At 62.2% G+C, this 16,698-nt stretch carries 14 protein-coding genes; 10 read left to right on the top strand and 4 right to left on the bottom strand.

The genetic code is table 11. The features are described from left to right. Nucleotides 1-3: 3 nt before the first annotated feature. The 3 genes from HU760_RS22655 to ubiG are packed head-to-tail and all read right to left on the bottom strand — an operon-like array spanning nt 4 to nt 2,167. Complete coding sequence (locus tag HU760_RS22655; protein WP_186678110.1) at nt 4-744, bottom strand: YciK family oxidoreductase; 741 nt, start codon at nt 742-744, stop codon at nt 4-6. A 50-nt stretch (nt 745-794) separates the two neighbouring features. Beyond that, the gene (gene mupP / locus HU760_RS22650) at nt 795-1,466 is read right to left on the bottom strand and encodes an N-acetylmuramic acid 6-phosphate phosphatase MupP (RefSeq protein ID WP_186678108.1); all 672 of its coding nucleotides are present in this window, start codon (nt 1,464-1,466) and stop codon (nt 795-797) included. Nucleotides 1,467-1,468: 2 nt separating this feature from the next. After that, nucleotides 1,469-2,167, bottom strand: a complete 699-nt coding sequence (ubiG, locus tag HU760_RS22645; protein ID WP_186678106.1) for a bifunctional 2-polyprenyl-6-hydroxyphenol methylase/3-demethylubiquinol 3-O-methyltransferase UbiG — start codon at nt 2,165-2,167, stop codon at nt 1,469-1,471. Between the two features lie 110 nt (nt 2,168-2,277). Here ubiG and mtnA point away from each other — a divergent pair, with 110 nt between their 5' ends. From mtnA to rpsA, 7 genes are all read left to right on the top strand, one after another. After that, the gene (mtnA, locus tag HU760_RS22640) at nt 2,278-3,354 is read left to right on the top strand and encodes an S-methyl-5-thioribose-1-phosphate isomerase (RefSeq protein ID WP_186678105.1); all 1,077 of its coding nucleotides are present in this window, start codon (nt 2,278-2,280) and stop codon (nt 3,352-3,354) included. Nucleotides 3,355-3,719: 365 nt separating this feature from the next. After that, nucleotides 3,720-6,485 carry a DNA gyrase subunit A gene (gene gyrA / locus HU760_RS22635; protein ID WP_186678102.1) on the top strand — a complete coding sequence of 922 codons (2,766 nt, stop codon included), beginning with the start codon at nt 3,720-3,722 and terminating at the stop codon, nt 6,483-6,485. A 243-nt stretch (nt 6,486-6,728) separates the two neighbouring features. Further along, nucleotides 6,729-7,814: a 3-phosphoserine/phosphohydroxythreonine transaminase gene (gene serC, locus HU760_RS22630; RefSeq protein ID WP_186678099.1), complete on the top strand. Its 1,086-nt coding sequence runs from the start codon at nt 6,729-6,731 to the stop codon at nt 7,812-7,814. After that, complete coding sequence (gene pheA, locus HU760_RS22625; protein ID WP_013971453.1) at nt 7,814-8,908, top strand: prephenate dehydratase; 1,095 nt, start codon at nt 7,814-7,816, stop codon at nt 8,906-8,908. Before serC ends, pheA begins: the two co-directional genes overlap by 1 nt. A 163-nt stretch (nt 8,909-9,071) precedes the next feature. Next, on the top strand, nt 9,072-11,291 hold the full coding sequence (locus HU760_RS22620) for a bifunctional prephenate dehydrogenase/3-phosphoshikimate 1-carboxyvinyltransferase (RefSeq protein WP_367615809.1): 2,220 nt from the start codon (nt 9,072-9,074) through the stop codon (nt 11,289-11,291). Beyond that, a complete protein-coding gene (gene cmk, locus HU760_RS22615) occupies nt 11,288-11,974 on the top strand; it encodes a (d)CMP kinase (protein ID WP_186678095.1) in 687 nt (228 codons plus the stop codon). Before HU760_RS22620 ends, cmk begins: the two co-directional genes overlap by 4 nt. A gap of 124 nt (nt 11,975-12,098) precedes the next feature. Beyond that, complete coding sequence (gene rpsA / locus HU760_RS22610; protein ID WP_003252673.1) at nt 12,099-13,775, top strand: 30S ribosomal protein S1; 1,677 nt, start codon at nt 12,099-12,101, stop codon at nt 13,773-13,775. Between the two features lie 150 nt (nt 13,776-13,925). Here the strand turns inward: rpsA and HU760_RS22605 are convergent, their stop codons facing one another. Then, a complete protein-coding gene (locus HU760_RS22605) occupies nt 13,926-14,135 on the bottom strand; it encodes a hypothetical protein (RefSeq protein ID WP_186678094.1) in 210 nt (69 codons plus the stop codon). Nucleotides 14,136-14,432: 297 nt separating this feature from the next. Here HU760_RS22605 and ihfB point away from each other — a divergent pair, with 297 nt between their 5' ends. The 3 genes from ihfB (at nt 14,433) to HU760_RS22590 (ending at nt 16,569) form a co-directional block, all read left to right on the top strand. After that, nucleotides 14,433-14,735: an integration host factor subunit beta gene (gene ihfB, locus HU760_RS22600; protein WP_016715025.1), complete on the top strand. Its 303-nt coding sequence runs from the start codon at nt 14,433-14,435 to the stop codon at nt 14,733-14,735. A gap of 18 nt (nt 14,736-14,753) precedes the next feature. Next, nucleotides 14,754-15,020, top strand: a complete 267-nt coding sequence (locus tag HU760_RS22595) for a lipopolysaccharide assembly protein LapA domain-containing protein (RefSeq protein WP_186678093.1) — start codon at nt 14,754-14,756, stop codon at nt 15,018-15,020. A 100-nt stretch (nt 15,021-15,120) separates the two neighbouring features. Then, entirely contained in the window at nt 15,121-16,569 is a 1,449-nt protein-coding gene (locus HU760_RS22590; RefSeq protein WP_186678092.1) for an MBL fold metallo-hydrolase RNA specificity domain-containing protein, read from the top strand. Nucleotides 16,570-16,698 lie beyond the last annotated feature (129 nt).

Raw genomic sequence — 16,698 nt, 5'->3', positions numbered from 1 at the left:
ACCTTACTGGGCGTCGAACGCCTGCCCGTTCACCCCTTTGCTGTCCGGCCCCATCAGGTACAGGTACAGTGGCATTATCTCTTCCGGCAGCGGGTTGTTCTGCGGGTTTTCGCTGGGGTACGCCTGGGCGCGCATCGCCGTGCGCGTGGCGCCCGGGTTGATGCTGTTGGCGCGCACCGGCGCCACGCCTTCCAGTTCGTCGGCGAGGGTCTGCATCAGGCCCTCGGTGGCGAATTTCGATACGCCGTAAGCCCCCCAGTAGGCGCGGCCCTTGCGCCCGACGCTGCTGCTGGTGAATACCACCGAAGCGTCTTCCGACAGCTTCAGCAGTGGCAGCAGGGTGCTGGTGAGCATGAACGTGGCATTGACGTTGATGTGCATCACGCGCATGAAATTGTCACCCGACAGCTGCTCCAGCGGCGTGCGCGGGCCGATGATCGATGCGTTGTTCAGCAAGCCATCGAGGCGGCCGAACTGCTCCTCGATCATCACCGCCAGTTCGTCGTACTGGTGGGGCAGGGCGGTTTCCAGGTTGAACGGAATCACCACCGGTTGCGGATGCCCGGCGGCTTCGATCTGGTCGTAGACCTCGTTGAGGTTGGCCTCGGTCTTGCCCAGCAGCAGCACGGTCGCGCCCAGGGCAGCATAGGCCTTGGCGGCAGCGGCGCCAATGCCGCGGCCGGCACCGGTAACCAGGATGACCCGGCCTTGCAGCAGGTCGGGGCGGGCGGTGTAGTCGAACATTGTGTATTCCCTTTTCATGGCGCGCCAGGCCTGGCGTCAGCCGTTGCTACTCAGCAGCCGCACAGCGCACTGTCGATCACTTTGCGCAGCTCCAGCGGGTGGTCTACCACCACGTCGGCGCCCCAGTTGTTGGGGTTGTCCTCTGGATGAATATAGCCGTAGCGCACCGCCGCCGTACGGGTGCCGGCATCGCGGCCAGACTCGATGTCGCGCAGGTCGTCGCCGACGAACAGCACGCTGGCCGGGTCCAGGTTCAGGGTCTTGCAGGCCAGGATCAGCGGCTCGGGGTCGGGCTTGCTGTTCTTCACGTGGTCCGGGCAGATCAGCAGCGCCGAACGCTCGGCCAGGCCCAGCTGCTGCATGATCGGCTCGGCGAAGCGCACCGGCTTGTTGGTGACCACCCCCCACAGCAGGTTGCCCTTCTCGATGTCGGCCAGCAGCTCGGCCATGCCGTCGAACAGCTTGCTGTGCACCGCGCAGTCGCGCTGGTAGCGCTCGAGAAACTCCAGGCGCAGGGCCTCGAAGCCTTCCGCTTCGGGGCTGATGGCGAACGTGGTGGCAACCATGGCGCGGGCGCCACCGGAAATCACGTCGCGGATGCGCTGGTCGTCGATGGCCGGCAGGCCACGCTCGGCGAGCATGGCCTGGCAGATGGCGATGAAGTCCGGCGCCGTGTCGAGCAGGGTGCCGTCCATGTCGAAGAGAACTGCTTGCAAACGCATTCTCATGCCTCGCGCAAGGTCTGGATCATGTAGTTGACGTCCACATCGCTGCTGAGCTTGTAGTGCTTGGTCAGCGGGTTGTAGGTCAGGCCGATGATGTCCTTGACCTGCAGGCCGGCCACGCGGCTCCAGGCACCCAGCTCGGACGGGCGGATGAACTTCTTGAAGTCGTGGGTGCCGCGCGGCAGCATCTTGAGGATGTACTCGGCGCCGACGATCGCCAGCAGGTAGGCCTTGGGGTTGCGGTTGATGGTCGAGAAGAACACCTGGCCGCCAGGCTTGACCATGCGGTAGCAGGCGCGGATGACCGAGGACGGGTCGGGCACGTGCTCGAGCATTTCCAGGCAGGTGACCACGTCGAACTGTTCCGGCATTTCCTCGGCCAGGGCTTCAGCGGTGATCTGCCGGTATTCCACCTGCACGCCCGACTCCAGCTGGTGCAGCTGGGCTACCGCCAGCGGTGCCTCGCCCATGTCGATGCCGGTGACCGTGGCGCCGCGCAGGGCCATGGCCTCGCTGAGGATGCCGCCACCACAACCCACGTCCAGCACCTTCTTGCCGGCCAGGCTGGCGCGTTCGTCGATCCAGTTGACGCGCAGCGGGTTGATTTCGTGCAGCGGCTTGAACTCGCTTTCGCGGTCCCACCAGCGGTGGGCCAGCGCTTCGAACTTGGCGATTTCGGCGCGGTCGACGTTGCTCATTGAACAGTCCTCTGAAACTTCGCAAAATTGCGCCGGAGTATACCCGAGCGCTCGGCCCCGAGGGTCGCTATAATCGCCGGCTTTTGATATCCGAACGACGGGGAGAGGCGATGCGCGAGCGACTTTTGGCGGCGGAGAAGGTGACCGCGATCCGCTGGCAGGGCGGCGTCTTGCACCTGCTCGACCAGCGCCTGCTGCCGTCGGAGGAGCGTTGGCTTGCCTGCGACAATGTTGCGCAGGTGGCCGAAGCGATCCGTGACATGGCCGTGCGCGGCGCCTCGGCCATCGGCATCGTGGCGGCTTACGGCCTGGTGCTGGCCGTGGAAGAGCGCCTGGCCCAGGGTGGCGACTGGGAGATGGACTTGGAAGAAGACTTCCTGTTGCTGGCTGAGGCGCGCCCCACCGCCGCCAACCTGTTCTGGGCGCTGAACCGCATGCGTGAGCGCCTGCAGCGCCTGCGCGCCGACGAGGACGTGCTGGCCGCGCTGGACGCCGAAGCGGTGGCCATCCATGAAAGCGACCGTGAAGCCAACCTGACCATGGCCCAGCACGGCATCGAGCTGATTCGCCGTCACCAGGGCAACGCCCAGACCCTGCTCACCTACGGCAATGCCGGCGCCCTGGCCAGCGGCGGCTTCGGTACCGCGCTGGGGGTGATCCGTGCCGGCTACCTGGAGGGCATGGTCGAACGGGTGTACGCCGGCGAGACCCGCCCCTGGCTGCAAGGCTCGCGCCTGACCGCCTGGGAACTGGCCAACGAAGGCATCCCGGTGACCCTGTGCGCCGACTCGGCGCTGGCCCACCTGATGAAGACCAAGGGCATCACCTGGGTCGTGGTGGGCGCTGACTGCATTGCCGCCAATGGCGACATGGCCAGCAAGATCGGCACATACCAACTGGCGGTCAGCGCCATGCACCACGGCGTGCGTTTCATGGTGGTGGCACCGAGCAGCAGTATCGACTTCAACCTGGCCACTGGCGAGGACATCCCCCTGGAGGAGCGGGCTGCCGACGAATTGCTGGACATTGGCGGCACCCGCGTGGCGCCGGATGTCGAGGTGTTCAATCCGGTGTTCGACGTGACCCCGGCCGACCTGATCGACGTGATCGTGACCGAGCGCGGTATTGTCGAGCGGCCGGACACCGCCAAGTTGGCGCAATTGCTGTGCCGCAAGCGCTTGCACTGATACTCGTAGTACCTGTTCCGGCCTCTTCGCGGGTAAGCCCGCTCCCACAGGGATAGCACAAGGCCTGAGGGCGGTGGTGTACCTGTGGGAGCGGGTTTACCCGCGAAGAGGCCAGCACAGGCTATAAAAAATCCAGATTTACCCTCGTGTGAGGCCACCTGCCACATCTCCCCACCGCCCCCGCCATTGTGATAACATCCGGCAGTTTCCAGGACCGCCTACCACGGCGGCCTTCATTGCGCAGATCCATGGCACAACTCATTGATTTGTCGTAAGTCGTCGCACCACATGCGCTGCGGCGGCGAGCTTCGTTCGGCCCTTGATGGAGCTGCGAAGTTTCACCAGAAAAAGGAATCAGGCTTCTCATGGGCGAACTGGCCAAAGAAATCCTCCCGGTCAATATCGAAGACGAACTGAGACAGTCCTACCTCGACTACGCGATGAGCGTGATTGTCGGGCGAGCGCTGCCCGATGCGCGTGACGGCTTGAAGCCCGTGCATCGTCGCGTCCTCTATGCGATGAGCGAACTGGGCAACGACTGGAACAAGCCGTACAAGAAATCCGCCCGTGTGGTCGGTGACGTGATCGGTAAGTACCACCCCCACGGCGACACTGCGGTCTATGACACCATCGTGCGTATGGCTCAGCCGTTCTCGCTGCGCTACCTGCTGGTCGATGGCCAGGGCAACTTCGGTTCGGTGGACGGCGACAACGCTGCGGCCATGCGATACACCGAAGTGCGCATGGCCAAGCTGGCCCACGAGCTGCTGGCCGACCTGCACAAGGAAACCGTCGACTGGGTGCCCAACTACGACGGCACCGAACAGATCCCGGCGGTCATGCCGACCCGTATCCCCAACCTGCTGGTCAACGGTTCCAGCGGTATCGCCGTGGGCATGGCGACCAACATCCCGCCGCACAACCTCGGCGAGGTCATCGACGGCTGCCTGGCGCTGATCGACAACCCGGATGTCACCATTGATGAGCTGATGCAGCACATCCCGGGTCCGGACTTCCCGACTGCCGGCCTGATCAACGGCCGCCAGGGCATCATCGAGGCCTATCGCACCGGCCGTGGCCGCATCTACATGCGCGCCCGCTCCGAAATCGAAGACATCGACAAGGCCGGCGGCCGCCAGCAGATCGTGGTCACCGAGCTGCCGTACCAGCTGAACAAGGCGCGCCTGATCGAGAAGATCGCCGAGCTGGTCAAAGAGAAGAAGATCGAAGGCATCACCGAGCTGCGCGACGAGTCCGACAAGGACGGCATGCGCATCGTCATCGAGCTGCGTCGCGGCGAGGTGCCGGAGGTGGTGCTCAACAACCTGTATTCGCAGACCCAGCTGCAGAGCGTGTTCGGCATCAACGTCGTCGCCCTGGTCGATGGCCGTCCGCGCCTGCTCAACCTCAAGGACCTGCTCGAAGCGTTCGTCCGTCACCGCCGCGAAGTGGTGACCCGCCGTACCGTGTTCGAACTGCGCAAGGCTCGCGAACGCGGCCATATCCTTGAAGGCCAGGCCGTCGCGCTGTCCAACATCGACCCGGTCATCGCCCTGATCAAGGCCTCGCCGACCCCGTCCGAAGCCAAGGAAGCCCTGGTGTCCACCGCCTGGGAATCGAGTGCCGTGCAGGTCATGGTCGAGCGCGCCGGTGCCGACTCCTGCCGCCCCGAGGACCTGCCGGAGCAGTACGGCCTGCGTGAAGGCAAGTATTACCTGTCGCCGGAACAGGCCCAGGCGATTCTCGACCTGCGCCTGCACCGCCTGACCGGCCTGGAGCACGAGAAGCTGCTGGCCGAGTACCAGGAAATCCTCGAGCAGATCGGCGAACTGATCCGCATCCTCAGCAGCGCCGAGCGCCTGATGGAAGTGATTCGCGAAGAGCTGGAAGCCATCCGCGCCGAATACGGTGATGCCCGTCGCACCGAAATCCTCGATGCGCGCCACGACCTCAACTACGGCGACATGATCCCGGAAGAAGAGCGCGTGGTGACCATCTCCCATGGCGGCTACGCCAAGACCCAGCCGCTGTCCGCCTACCAGGCCCAGCGCCGTGGCGGCAAAGGCAAGTCGGCCACCGGGGTGAAGGACGAGGACTACGTCGAGCACCTGCTGGTGGCCAACAGCCATGCCACTCTGCTGCTGTTCTCCAGTCGCGGCAAGGTGTACTGGCTGAAGACCTACGACATTCCTGAGGCGTCTCGCGCCGCCCGCGGCCGCCCGATGGTCAACCTGCTGCCGCTGGAGGAGGGTGAGCGCATCACCGCCATGCTGCAGATCGACCTCGAGGCCCTGCAGCAGAGCGCTGGCGCCGACGAAGAGCTGGAGGACGCGGAAGACACCGTGCTCGAAGGCGAAGTGGTCGAGGCCGAGGAAGTCGACGAGGAAGACGGCGATACCCCTGAGTGGGTGGCCGAGCCGACCGGCGCCTACATCTTCATGGCCACCGCTTCGGGTACTGTGAAGAAGACCCCGCTGGTGCAGTTCGCCCGTCCGCGCTCCAACGGCCTGATCGCCCTGAAGCTGAAGGAAGGCGACACCCTGATCGCTGCAGCGATCACCGACGGCGCCAAGGAAGTGATGATGTTCTCCGACGCCGGCAAGGTGATCCGCTTCGCCGAGAGCGTGGTGCGCGAGATGGGCCGTAACGCCCGCGGCGTGCGCGGCATGAAGCTGGGCAAGGGCCAGCGGATCATCTCCATGCTGATCCCGGAAACCGGCGCGCAGATCCTCACAGCCTCCGAGCGTGGCTTCGGCAAGCGTACCCCGCTGTCCAAGTTCCCGCGTCGTGGCCGTGGTGGCCAGGGCGTGATCGCCATGGGCACCAAAGGGCGCAATGGCCTGCTGATCGGTGCCATCCAGGTGCAGGAAGGCGAAGAGATCATGCTGATCTCCGACCAGGGCACCCTGGTGCGGACCCGTGTTGGCGAAGTGTCCAGCCTGGGCCGTAATACCCAGGGCGTGACCTTGATCAAGCTGGCCAATGACGAGACACTCGTAGGCCTGGAGCGTATCCAGGAACCGTCCGAGGAAGAGCTCGATGATGTGCTCGAGACGGACGAAGAGGGTGTCGCGGCCGAAGCGCCGGACAATGACGAGGCTGCTGGCGCCGAAGAGGCCCCGCAGGAGTAAGCGTAAAACCCGAACGGGGCGACCAAGGTCGCCCCGTTTGACTGATCAGGCCAGGTATCACTTGCTTTTTGTGGTAGCGGCCTTGTGTCGCGAAAGGGGCGCGAAGCGGCCCCAGGATTTCAGCGACACTGCAAGATTGCTGGGGCTGCTGCGCAGCCCTTTCGCGACACAAGGCCGCTCCCGCAGGGGCCGTGTGTGGCATGCAACAATGAATTTGTACCATTTGGCAGAGCGAGAGTGGATGTGAGCAAACGAGCCTTTAACTTCTGCGCAGGCCCTGCTGCGCTTCCTGACGCTGTTCTGCAGCGTGCGCAGGCCGAGATGCTGGATTGGCACGGCAAGGGCTTGTCGGTGATGGAAATGAGCCATCGCAGCGACGACTACGTGGCCATCGCCGAAAAGGCCGAGCAGGACCTGCGTGACCTGCTGTCCGTCCCCTCCAACTACAAGGTGTTGTTCCTGCAGGGCGGCGCCAGCCAGCAGTTCGCCGAAATCCCGCTGAACCTGTTGCCGGAAAGCGGCACCGCCGACTACATCGAGACCGGCATCTGGTCGAAAAAGGCCATCGAGGAAGCGCGCCGCTTCGGCAATGTCAACGTCGCCGCCAGCGCCAAGCCCTACGACTACCTGGCGATCCCGGGGCAGAACGAGTGGAACCTGACCAGGAACGCGGCGTACGTGCACTATGCGTCCAACGAGACCATCGGTGGCCTGCAGTTCGACTGGGTACCCGAGACCGGTGACGTACCGCTGGTGGTCGACATGTCCTCCGACATCCTCTCGCGTCCGATCGATGTGTCGCAGTACGGCCTGATCTACGCTGGCGCGCAGAAGAACATCGGCCCAAGCGGCCTGGTGGTGGTGATCGTGCGTGAAGACCTGCTGGGCCATGCCCGCAGCAGCTGCCCGACCATGCTCGACTACAAGGTATCGGCCGACAACGGCTCGATGTACAACACCCCGGCTACCTACTCCTGGTACCTCTCCGGCCTGGTCTTCGAGTGGCTGAAGGAGCAGGGTGGCGTCGAGGCCATGGAGCAGCGCAACCGCGCCAAGAAAGACCGCCTGTACGGCTTCATCGACAGCAGCGAGTTCTACACCAACCCGATCAGCCACAACGCCCGTTCGTGGATGAACGTGCCGTTCCGCCTGGCTGACGAACGCCTGGACAAGGCCTTCCTCGCTGGTGCCGATGCCCGTGGCCTGCTCAACCTCAAGGGCCACCGTTCGGTCGGCGGCATGCGCGCCTCCATCTACAACGCCCTGGGCCTTGAAGCGGTGGAAGCCCTGGTGGCCTACATGGCCGAATTCGAGAAGGAGCACGGCTGATGTCCGAGCACGAACTGAAGGCGTTGCGCGTTCGCATCGACAGCCTCGACGAGAAGATTCTCGAGCTGATCAGCGAGCGTGCCCGTTGCGCCCAGGAAGTGGCCAAGGTCAAGACCGCCTCGCTGGCTGAAGGCGAAAAACCGGTGTTCTACCGCCCCGAGCGTGAAGCTGCCGTGCTCAAGCGTGTGATGGAGCGCAACAAGGGGCCGCTGGACAACGAAGAGATGGCGCGGTTGTTCCGCGAAATCATGTCGTCGTGCCTGGCCCTGGAAGAGCCGCTGAAAATCGCCTATTTGGGCCCTGAAGGTACCTTCACCCAGGCCGCGGCCATGAAACACTTCGGCCACGCGGTGATCAGCCGGCCGATGGCGGCCATCGACGAAGTGTTCCGCGAGGTGGCGGCGGGTGCCGTCAACTTCGGCGTCGTGCCGGTGGAAAACTCCACCGAGGGCGCGGTCAGCCATACCCTGGACAGCTTCCTCGAGCACGACATGGTGATCTGCGGCGAAGTCGAGCTGCGTATCCACCACCACCTGCTGGTGGGCGAGAACACCAAGACCGACAGCATCACCCGCATCTACTCCCACGCCCAGTCGCTGGCGCAGTGCCGCAAATGGCTGGACGCGCACTACCCGAACGTGGAGCGTGTGGCCGTGTCGAGCAATGCCGAGGCGGCCAAGCGGGTCAAGGGCGAGTGGAACTCGGCGGCGATCGCCGGTGACATGGCGGCCAACCTGTATGGCCTGACCCGTCTGGCCGAGAAGATCGAAGACCGCCCGGACAACTCCACGCGCTTCCTGATGATCGGTAACCAGGAAGTGCCGCCGACCGGCGACGACAAGACCTCGATCATCGTGTCGATGAGCAACAAGCCAGGTGCCTTGCACGAGTTGCTGGTACCGTTCCACCAGAACGGTATCGACCTGACCCGTATCGAGACCCGCCCGTCGCGTAGCGGCAAGTGGACCTACGTGTTCTTCATCGACTTCGTCGGCCACCACCGTGACCCGCTGATCAAGGCCGTGCTCGAGCAGATCAGCCAGGAGGCTGTGGCGCTGAAGGTGCTGGGCTCCTATCCGAAGGCGGTGCTTTGAGCGAAATTTGCCAGGGCCACTCCTGCAGGCGTACACAATTCCGCGTAGGAGCGGCCTTGCGTCGCGATGGGCTGCAACGCAGCCCCATGGGCCTCAAGACTGCCTAGATTTCTGAACAGGGTTCGCACCAGTGGTAAATGCAGCAAAAACCAAACCCGCGCCAATCATCGACCGTCTGGTCGTGGTCGGCCTCGGCCTGATCGGTGGCTCGTTCGCCAAGGGCCTGCGTGAAAGCGGCCTGTGCCGCGAAGTGGTCGGTGTCGACCTGGACGCCCCCTCGCGCAAGCTGGCCGTGGCCATGGGCGTGGTCGACCGCTGCGAAGAAGACCTCGCTGCGGCCTGCGTCGGTGCCGATGTCATCCAGCTGGCGGTGCCGATCCTGGCCATGGAAAAGCTGCTCGCCCGCCTGGCCACGCTCGACCTCGGCAATGCCGTCATCACCGATGTCGGCAGCGCCAAGGGCAATGTGGTCCGTGAAGCGCGCGCTGTGTTGGTGAACGACAGCGGCGCACGCCTGTCGCGCTTCGTCCCCGGGCACCCGATCGCCGGTTCCGAGCAGAGCGGGGTAGAGGCATCCAACGCCAGCCTGTTCCGCCGCCACAAGGTCATCCTCACGCCGCTGGCCGAAACCGACCCGGCCGCCCTGGCGCTGGTCGACCGCCTGTGGCGCGCGCTGGAGGCCGATGTGGAGCACATGTCGGTCGAGCGCCACGACGAAGTGCTGGCCGCCACCAGTCACCTGCCGCACCTGCTGGCCTTCGGCCTGGTCGATTCGCTGGCCAGACGCAATGAAAACCTCGAGATCTTCCGGTACGCTGCGGGAGGCTTCCGCGATTTCACGAGAATCGCCGGCAGCGACCCGACCATGTGGCACGACATCTTCCTCGCCAACCGCGATGCTGTCCTGCGCACGCTTGATACATATCGCAGCGACCTCGACGCCTTGCGCGACGCGATCGCTGAAGGGGACGGGCACCAGCTGCTGGGTGTATTCACCCGCGCTCGGGTAGCCCGCGAGCATTTCAGTAAAATCCTGGCCCGCCGGGCCTATGTGGACGCTATGAACGCCAACGATCTGATTTTCCTGGCCCAACCGGGTGGCCGCCTGTCCGGGCGAATTCGCGTACCGGGCGACAAGTCGATTTCCCACCGCTCGATCATGCTCGGCTCGCTGGCTGAGGGCACTACCGAGGTCGAAGGCTTCCTCGAAGGTGAGGACGCACTGGCGACCCTGCAGGCATTCCGCGACATGGGTGTGGTCATCGAAGGCCCCAACCACGGTCGCGTAACCATTCACGGCGTTGGCCTGCACGGCCTCAAGCCGCCACCCGGGCCGCTTTACGTGGGCAACTCGGGTACCTCGATGCGCCTGTTGTCGGGCCTGCTGGCCGGCCAGCCGTTCGACGTGACCATGACCGGCGACGCCTCGCTGTCCAAGCGCCCGATGAACCGTGTAGCCAACCCGCTGCGCGAAATGGGCGCGGTGGTCGAGACCGGCCCTGACGGCCGCCCGCCACTGACCATTCGCGGTGGCCACAAGCTCAAGGCGCTGACCTACACGCTGCCGATGGCCAGTGCCCAGGTCAAATCCTGCCTGCTGCTGGCCGGCCTGTATGCCGAAGGCAAGACCACCGTCACCGAGCCCGCGCCTACCCGTGACCACACCGAGCGCATGCTGCGCGGCTTCGGCTACAACGTCGAAAGCAACGGCCCGGTGGCCTCGCTGCAGTCCGGCGGCAAGCTCACGGCCACCCGTATCGAAGTGCCGGCCGATATTTCCTCGGCAGCGTTCTTCCTGGTGGCTGCGTCCATCGCCGAAGGCTCCGAGCTGGTGCTGGAGCACGTCGGCATCAACCCGACCCGTACTGGCGTGATCGACATCCTGCGCCTGATGGGCGGCGACATTACCCTGGAAAACCAGCGTGAAGTCGGCGGCGAGCCGGTGGCCGACCTGCGCGTGCGTGGCGCCCGCCTGAAGGGCATCGACATCCCGGAGGAACTGGTGCCGCTGGCCATCGACGAGTTCCCGGTGCTGTTCGTCGCCGCTGCCTGCGCCGAAGGGCGTACCGTGCTGCGTGGCGCCGAAGAGCTGCGGGTGAAGGAGTCCGACCGTATCCAGGTCATGGCCGACGGCCTGATCACCCTGGGCATCAAGTGCGAGCCGACCCCGGACGGCATAATCATCGACGGCGGTCAGCTGGGCGGTGGTGAGGTGCATGGCCACGGTGACCACCGTATCGCCATGGCCTTCAGCGTGGCTTCGCTGCGCGCCAGCGCGCCGATCCGCATCCACGACTGCGCCAACGTTGCCACATCCTTCCCCAACTTCCTGGCGCTGTGTGCCGAGGTGGGCATCCGCGTGGCGGAAGAGGGCAAGTCGTGAGTACCCTGGCGCCGGTCATCACCATCGACGGGCCAAGCGGCTCCGGCAAGGGCACCGTTGCCGGCCTGCTGGCCCGCGAGCTGGGTTGGAAACTGCTGGACTCCGGCGCGCTGTACCGTTTGCTGGCGTTCAACGCCAGCAACCACGGTGTCGACCTGACCAACGAAGAGCTGCTGACCAAACTTGCCGCCCATCTGGATGTGCAGTTCATTGCCGCCCAGCCCGGTAAGCTTCAGCAAACCATCCTCGAAGGTGAGGATGTCAGCCAGGTCATCCGTACCGAAACCGTCGGTGCCGGTGCTTCGATGGTCGCTTCGCTGCCTGCGGTGCGTGAAGCGCTGCTGGAACGCCAGCGTGCGTTCCGCGAACTGCCAGGGCTGATTGCCGACGGTCGTGACATGGGCACCGTGGTGTTCCCGGATGCGCCGTTGAAGGTGTTCCTCACCGCCAGTGCGGAGGAGCGCGCGCGCCGCCGCTATCTGCAGTTGAAGGGCAAGGGTGAAGATGTTAGTCTGTCGAGTCTGCTGGATGAGATTCGTGCGCGTGATGAACGTGACACCCAACGTGCAGTGGCCCCGCTGAAGCCAGCGGCCGATGCCATTCAGTTGGACTCTACCGAGTTGTCCGTCGAGCAGGTGTTGCAACGTATCAAGAGTGAGCTCGCCCTGCGCGACTTGCTCTGATAGCCAGGAAAGCAGGCAGGGGCACCAGTCAACGTCCTGCCCGCTTTCCTTTACTTAAAACAGACCCACATTGTCTGGAATGTGGCGAGGGGCGTATGTTTCGCCCGAATCTACAGGAATTAAAATGAGCGAAAGCTTTGCAGAACTCTTTGAAGAAAGCCTGAAAACCCTCAATCTTCAGCCGGGTGCCATCATCACCGGTATCGTTGTCGACATCGACGGCGACTGGGTTACCGTACACGCTGGCCTGAAGTCCGAGGGCGTCATCCCGCTCGAGCAGTTCTACAACGAAGCTGGCGAGCTGACCATCAAGGTCGGTGACGAAGTTCACGTTGCGCTGGACGCGGTCGAAGACGGCTTTGGCGAAACCAAGCTGTCCCGTGAAAAAGCCAAGCGCGCCGAGTGCTGGATTGTTCTGGAAGCAGCTTTCGCCGCCGAAGAAGTGGTCAAGGGCGTTATCAACGGTAAGGTTAAGGGCGGCTTCACTGTCGACGTTAACGGCATCCGTGCGTTCCTGCCGGGCTCCCTGGTTGATGTCCGCCCAGTGCGCGACACCACCCACCTGGAAGGCAAAGAGCTGGAATTCAAGGTCATCAAGCTGGACCAGAAGCGCAACAACGTTGTCGTTTCCCGTCGCAGCGTGCTGGAAGCCGAGAACAGCGCCGAGCGCGAAGCCCTGCTGGAAACCCTGCAGGAAGGCCAGCAAGTCAAAGGTATCGTCAAGAACCTCACCGACTACGGCGCATTCGTGGACCTGGGCGGTATCGACGGCCTGCTGCACATCACCGACATGGCCTGGAAGCGCATCAAGCACCCGTCGGAAATCGTTAACGTTGGCGACGAAGTCGACGTACGCGTTCTGAAGTTCGACCGTGAGCGCAACCGCGTTTCGCTGGGTCTGAAGCAGATGGGCGAAGATCCGTGGGTAGCTATCACTGCCCGTTACCCAGAAGGTACTCGCGTACAAGCTCGCGTTACCAACCTGACCGACTACGGCTGCTTCGCTGAGCTGGAAGAAGGCGTTGAAGGTCTGGTACACGTTTCCGAAATGGACTGGACCAACAAGAACATCCACCCGTCGAAAGTCGTTCAGGTTGGCGACGAAGTGGAAGTCATGGTTCTGGACATCGACGAAGAGCGTCGTCGTATCTCCCTGGGCATCAAGCAGTGCAAGTCCAACCCATGGGAAGACTTCTCCGGCCAGTTCAACAAGGGTGACAAGATCACCGGTACCATCAAGTCGATCACCGACTTCGGTATCTTCATTGGCCTGGACGGCGGCATCGACGGTCTGGTCCACCTGTCCGACATCTCCTGGAACGAAACCGGCGAAGAAGCCGTACGTCGTTTCAAGAAGGGCGACGAGCTGGAAACCGTCATCCTGTCGGTCGACCCGGAGCGCGAGCGCATCTCCCTGGGCATCAAGCAGCTGGAAGACGATCCGTTCTCCAACTTCGTTGCTGTCAATGACAAGGGCGCTATCGTCAAGGGCATCGTGAAAGAAGTTGACGCCAAAGGCGCCATCGTCACTCTGGCCGACGACATCGAAGCTACTCTGAAAGCTTCCGAAATCAGCCGTGACCGCGTTGAAGACGCGCGTAACGTCCTGAAGGAAGGCGAAGAGATCGAAGCCAAGATCATCAGCGTTGACCGCAAGTCCCGCGTTATCAGCCTGTCCATCAAGTCGAAGGACGATGCTGAAGAGCGCGAAGCCATCCAGAGCCTGAAAAACGCTCCGGAAGCGGCTGCCGACACCACCATGGCTGCGCTGCTGCGCGAAGCAATGGCCAAGCAGAACTGAGTTCTGTTTGATCGGTAAAAAGGGCGACCCTCGGGTCGCCCTTTTTTATTGGTGCTGCAAATGGCTCTGATAACAGGCTTTCACAGACGGTAGGCCATAGCGCCCAGTGGGAGATAGCGCAACCAGTACAAGGCTATGTGCCGGCCCGAATCACTCTGGCTTGGAGCCTTGGATGCGTGAAAATGAAAGGTATCGACTGATGGCCTCTCGCGAGCGTGTGATGAGTTCCTGATACTCGTCAGGTAGGGGGTCATGGATTGAGAGCGGCTTGTCCATCAGGTACACACGAACAGCGCTGTAAGCCTTCAAGCATTCACGCGAGAGCTGCTGCGTGCGCTCGAAAAAATCCGGGTCTTTCATTATCGCCGTCTCCTTGGTTCGGCCCCGCGCCGACGATCCTGAGTACACCGATGCAGGCACTGATTCAATAGCCTTAAACGGCCATCATCCGGGAAGTCCCCTATATCCGGTGGCTCCGGCGCAAACCTGCCGACCGGCGGTAGCTTCCGTTCGCATTCAGCCGAAAGCTGAATTATTTATTGACAAGCCAATCTTGAATTTTTTTATTAAGTCAAGAACTGGCCTGTTCAAATCCCTCCGAGCATGCTACAAACTGATTAAGCAATGATCTAGCTGCTTGATAACGAAGGGAAAAATATGACGAAATCGGAGCTGATCGAACGTATTGTCACCCATCAAGGGCTGCTCTCGTCCAAGGACGTAGAGCTCGCCATCAAGACCATGCTTGAACAGATGTCACAATGCCTGGCTACCGGCGATCGTATCGAGATCCGCGGTTTTGGCAGCTTCTCGCTGCACTATCGCGCTCCTCGTGTGGGTCGCAACCCTAAGACCGGTCAGTCGGTCAGCCTCGAAGGCAAGTTCGTACCGCACTTCAAACCTGGGAAAGAGCTGCGCGACCGGGTCAACGAGGACGAGCATGATGAGGTCCACACCTGATTCTAAAGGAGCAATCTGATGCGAAACCTCAAGCGCGCCCTGGCGGCGGTATTCGTGCTGCTATTGGCGGCTGTGGTGCTGTTCTTCGTCCTGGAGAACCAGCAAACCGTCTCGTTGGTTCTGTTTGGCTGGGCGGCTCCGGCCATGCCAGTTGCCGTGCTGATTCTGGCCGCTCTGGTTGCAGGCCTGGCCGTTGGTCCCCTGTTGGGTGCTTACAGCCTGCAGCGAAACAAGCGCAAGATTCGCGCCTCTGCACGCCAGGCTGCGTTGAGCGGTGGTCGATAGAAATTTCCTGTGTGCTTTTAGGAAAATTGAGCTTATGCGTCACAGGGTCGAAATGGAGTAATTGACACTTCATTGTTCGGCTCAGAAAGGTGCATGCTGCATGAGCTTTCCTAGTCTTTCCCATCATGGTGGGACCCGGAGTTTGACCGGGTCTTGTCACCAGCTTCATCTCAACCAGACCACCAGCATATTGATAGACTGCGGTCTCGAGCAGGGTGATGGAGTATGGCCTGGCTCCCAGCTGGGGCCGATCGAATTCAAGACCGACAGTGTCCGGGCACTGATCATTACCCATGTGCACCTTGACCATGTTGGGAGAATCCCGGCTCTGCTGGCTGCAGGTTACCGAGGGCCGATATTCTGTAGTGAGCCATCTGCCAGGTTGCTGCCGCTAGTGCTGGAGGACGCCTACAAACTGGCTGTCAGTGCCGATTCGGTTGAGGTCGATCGCTATCTTGCCCTGGTGCGTCGCCTGATAGTGGCCCTGCCATTCGGCTGCTGGTACTCCCTGGAAAACCATCTGGGAGCTGGATGTTCCATTCGGCTGCAGCGTGCCGGCCATGTGCTCGGTTCATCGTATGTGGAGTGCGACGTGCATCCCAGGGGTGGCGAGCCGGCCGTACGTGTTGTGTTCTCCGGAGATCTTGGGGGCGCCGGTAATCCCCTGCTGCAGGCGCTCAAGCCGCCAGAGCGCGCTGATATCCTGGTGCTGGAGAGTACCTATGGGAATCGGGTTCACACTGGGCTCGATAGCCGACTGCTGCGTCTTGAGGCGGTCATTGACCGTGCACTGTCTGATGGTGGTACGGTTTTGATTCCGGCATTCAGTCTGGGGCGCACGCAAGAGTTATTGTACGAGATCGAAGACATCCTCCATCGCAAACGCCTGTCCGGTGCAAGTATTGAGGGGAATCAGCACGATCCACTTCAGGCCATTGCTTGGGCCGATCTTCCGGTGATTCTGGACTCCCCTCTCGCCCGGCGTATCACCCAGGCCTATCAGGACCTAAATGAATACTGGAATGCCGAGGCAAGGCAGCGACTGAGTGAGGGCAGGTCGCCACTCGCGTTCAGCCAGTTGATATGTGTGGACAGCCATGACGATCACCAGAAAGTGGTCAATTACCTCAGGAGTACACGACGGCCTGCCATCGTTATTGCGGGTAATGGCATGTGCTCAGGCGGGCGGATCGTCAACTATCTCAAGGCGATGCTCGGCGATTCGCGTCACGAGGTGTTGTTTGTCGGGTACCAGGCAAAAGGCACGCCGGGCCGGGTGATTCAGGCCAGCGAGGGGGCGCAAGGGTTTGTGCAGATTGATCTGGATGGCGAACTGCATGAGATTCGTGCCAAGGCAATCACCCTGGAAGGATATTCAGCGCATGCCGATCAAGAGGCCCTCCTGAATTTTGCTGCCGGCGAGTTGGCTGTAACTAAAGAGATTATTCTTGTGCATGGAGAGCCAGGGCCGAAAAAGGTGTTGGCAAAAAAACTGGAGTTGCGCTATGCCGCAAAGCGAAAAACGGTTGCTGTCAGAATTCCGGCATGAACAGATGCTCTCTTGACTGTCAAAAAGTCGCCTTGTTCGAGGCTGTTCGAACTCAGCCAGCTGAAGCTCTTGAGTCGGGCTGTACAGGAGGTGCGCGTGCTAGAATGGCCGAGGTTGAGTGCCTGGCAT

Source organism: Pseudomonas oryzicola, assembly GCF_014269185.2.
Taxonomy (GTDB): domain Bacteria; phylum Pseudomonadota; class Gammaproteobacteria; order Pseudomonadales; family Pseudomonadaceae; genus Aquipseudomonas; species Aquipseudomonas oryzicola.
Note: the sequence above shows the minus strand (reverse complement) of the source record. Positions and strands in the feature narration are given on the sequence as shown.

Bases quoted from the DNA above. Each gene is read 5' to 3' on its own strand.
- HU760_RS22655 (WP_186678110.1), bottom strand. From the start codon at position 744: ATGTTCGACTACACCGCCCGCCCCGACCTGCTGCAAGGCCGGGTCATC.
- mupP (WP_186678108.1), bottom strand. From the start codon at position 1,466: ATGCGTTTGCAAGCAGTTCTCTTCGACATGGACGGCACCCTGCTCGAC.
- ubiG (WP_186678106.1), bottom strand. From the start codon at position 2,167: ATGAGCAACGTCGACCGCGCCGAAATCGCCAAGTTCGAAGCGCTGGCC.
- mtnA (WP_186678105.1), top strand. From the start codon at position 2,278: ATGCGCGAGCGACTTTTGGCGGCGGAGAAGGTGACCGCGATCCGCTGG.
- gyrA (WP_186678102.1), top strand. From the start codon at position 3,720: ATGGGCGAACTGGCCAAAGAAATCCTCCCGGTCAATATCGAAGACGAA.
- pheA (WP_013971453.1), top strand. From the start codon at position 7,814: ATGTCCGAGCACGAACTGAAGGCGTTGCGCGTTCGCATCGACAGCCTC.
- rpsA (WP_003252673.1), top strand. From the start codon at position 12,099: ATGAGCGAAAGCTTTGCAGAACTCTTTGAAGAAAGCCTGAAAACCCTC.
- HU760_RS22605 (WP_186678094.1), bottom strand. From the start codon at position 14,135: ATGAAAGACCCGGATTTTTTCGAGCGCACGCAGCAGCTCTCGCGTGAA.
- ihfB (WP_016715025.1), top strand. From the start codon at position 14,433: ATGACGAAATCGGAGCTGATCGAACGTATTGTCACCCATCAAGGGCTG.
- HU760_RS22595 (WP_186678093.1), top strand. From the start codon at position 14,754: ATGCGAAACCTCAAGCGCGCCCTGGCGGCGGTATTCGTGCTGCTATTG.
- HU760_RS22590 (WP_186678092.1), top strand. From the start codon at position 15,121: ATGAGCTTTCCTAGTCTTTCCCATCATGGTGGGACCCGGAGTTTGACC.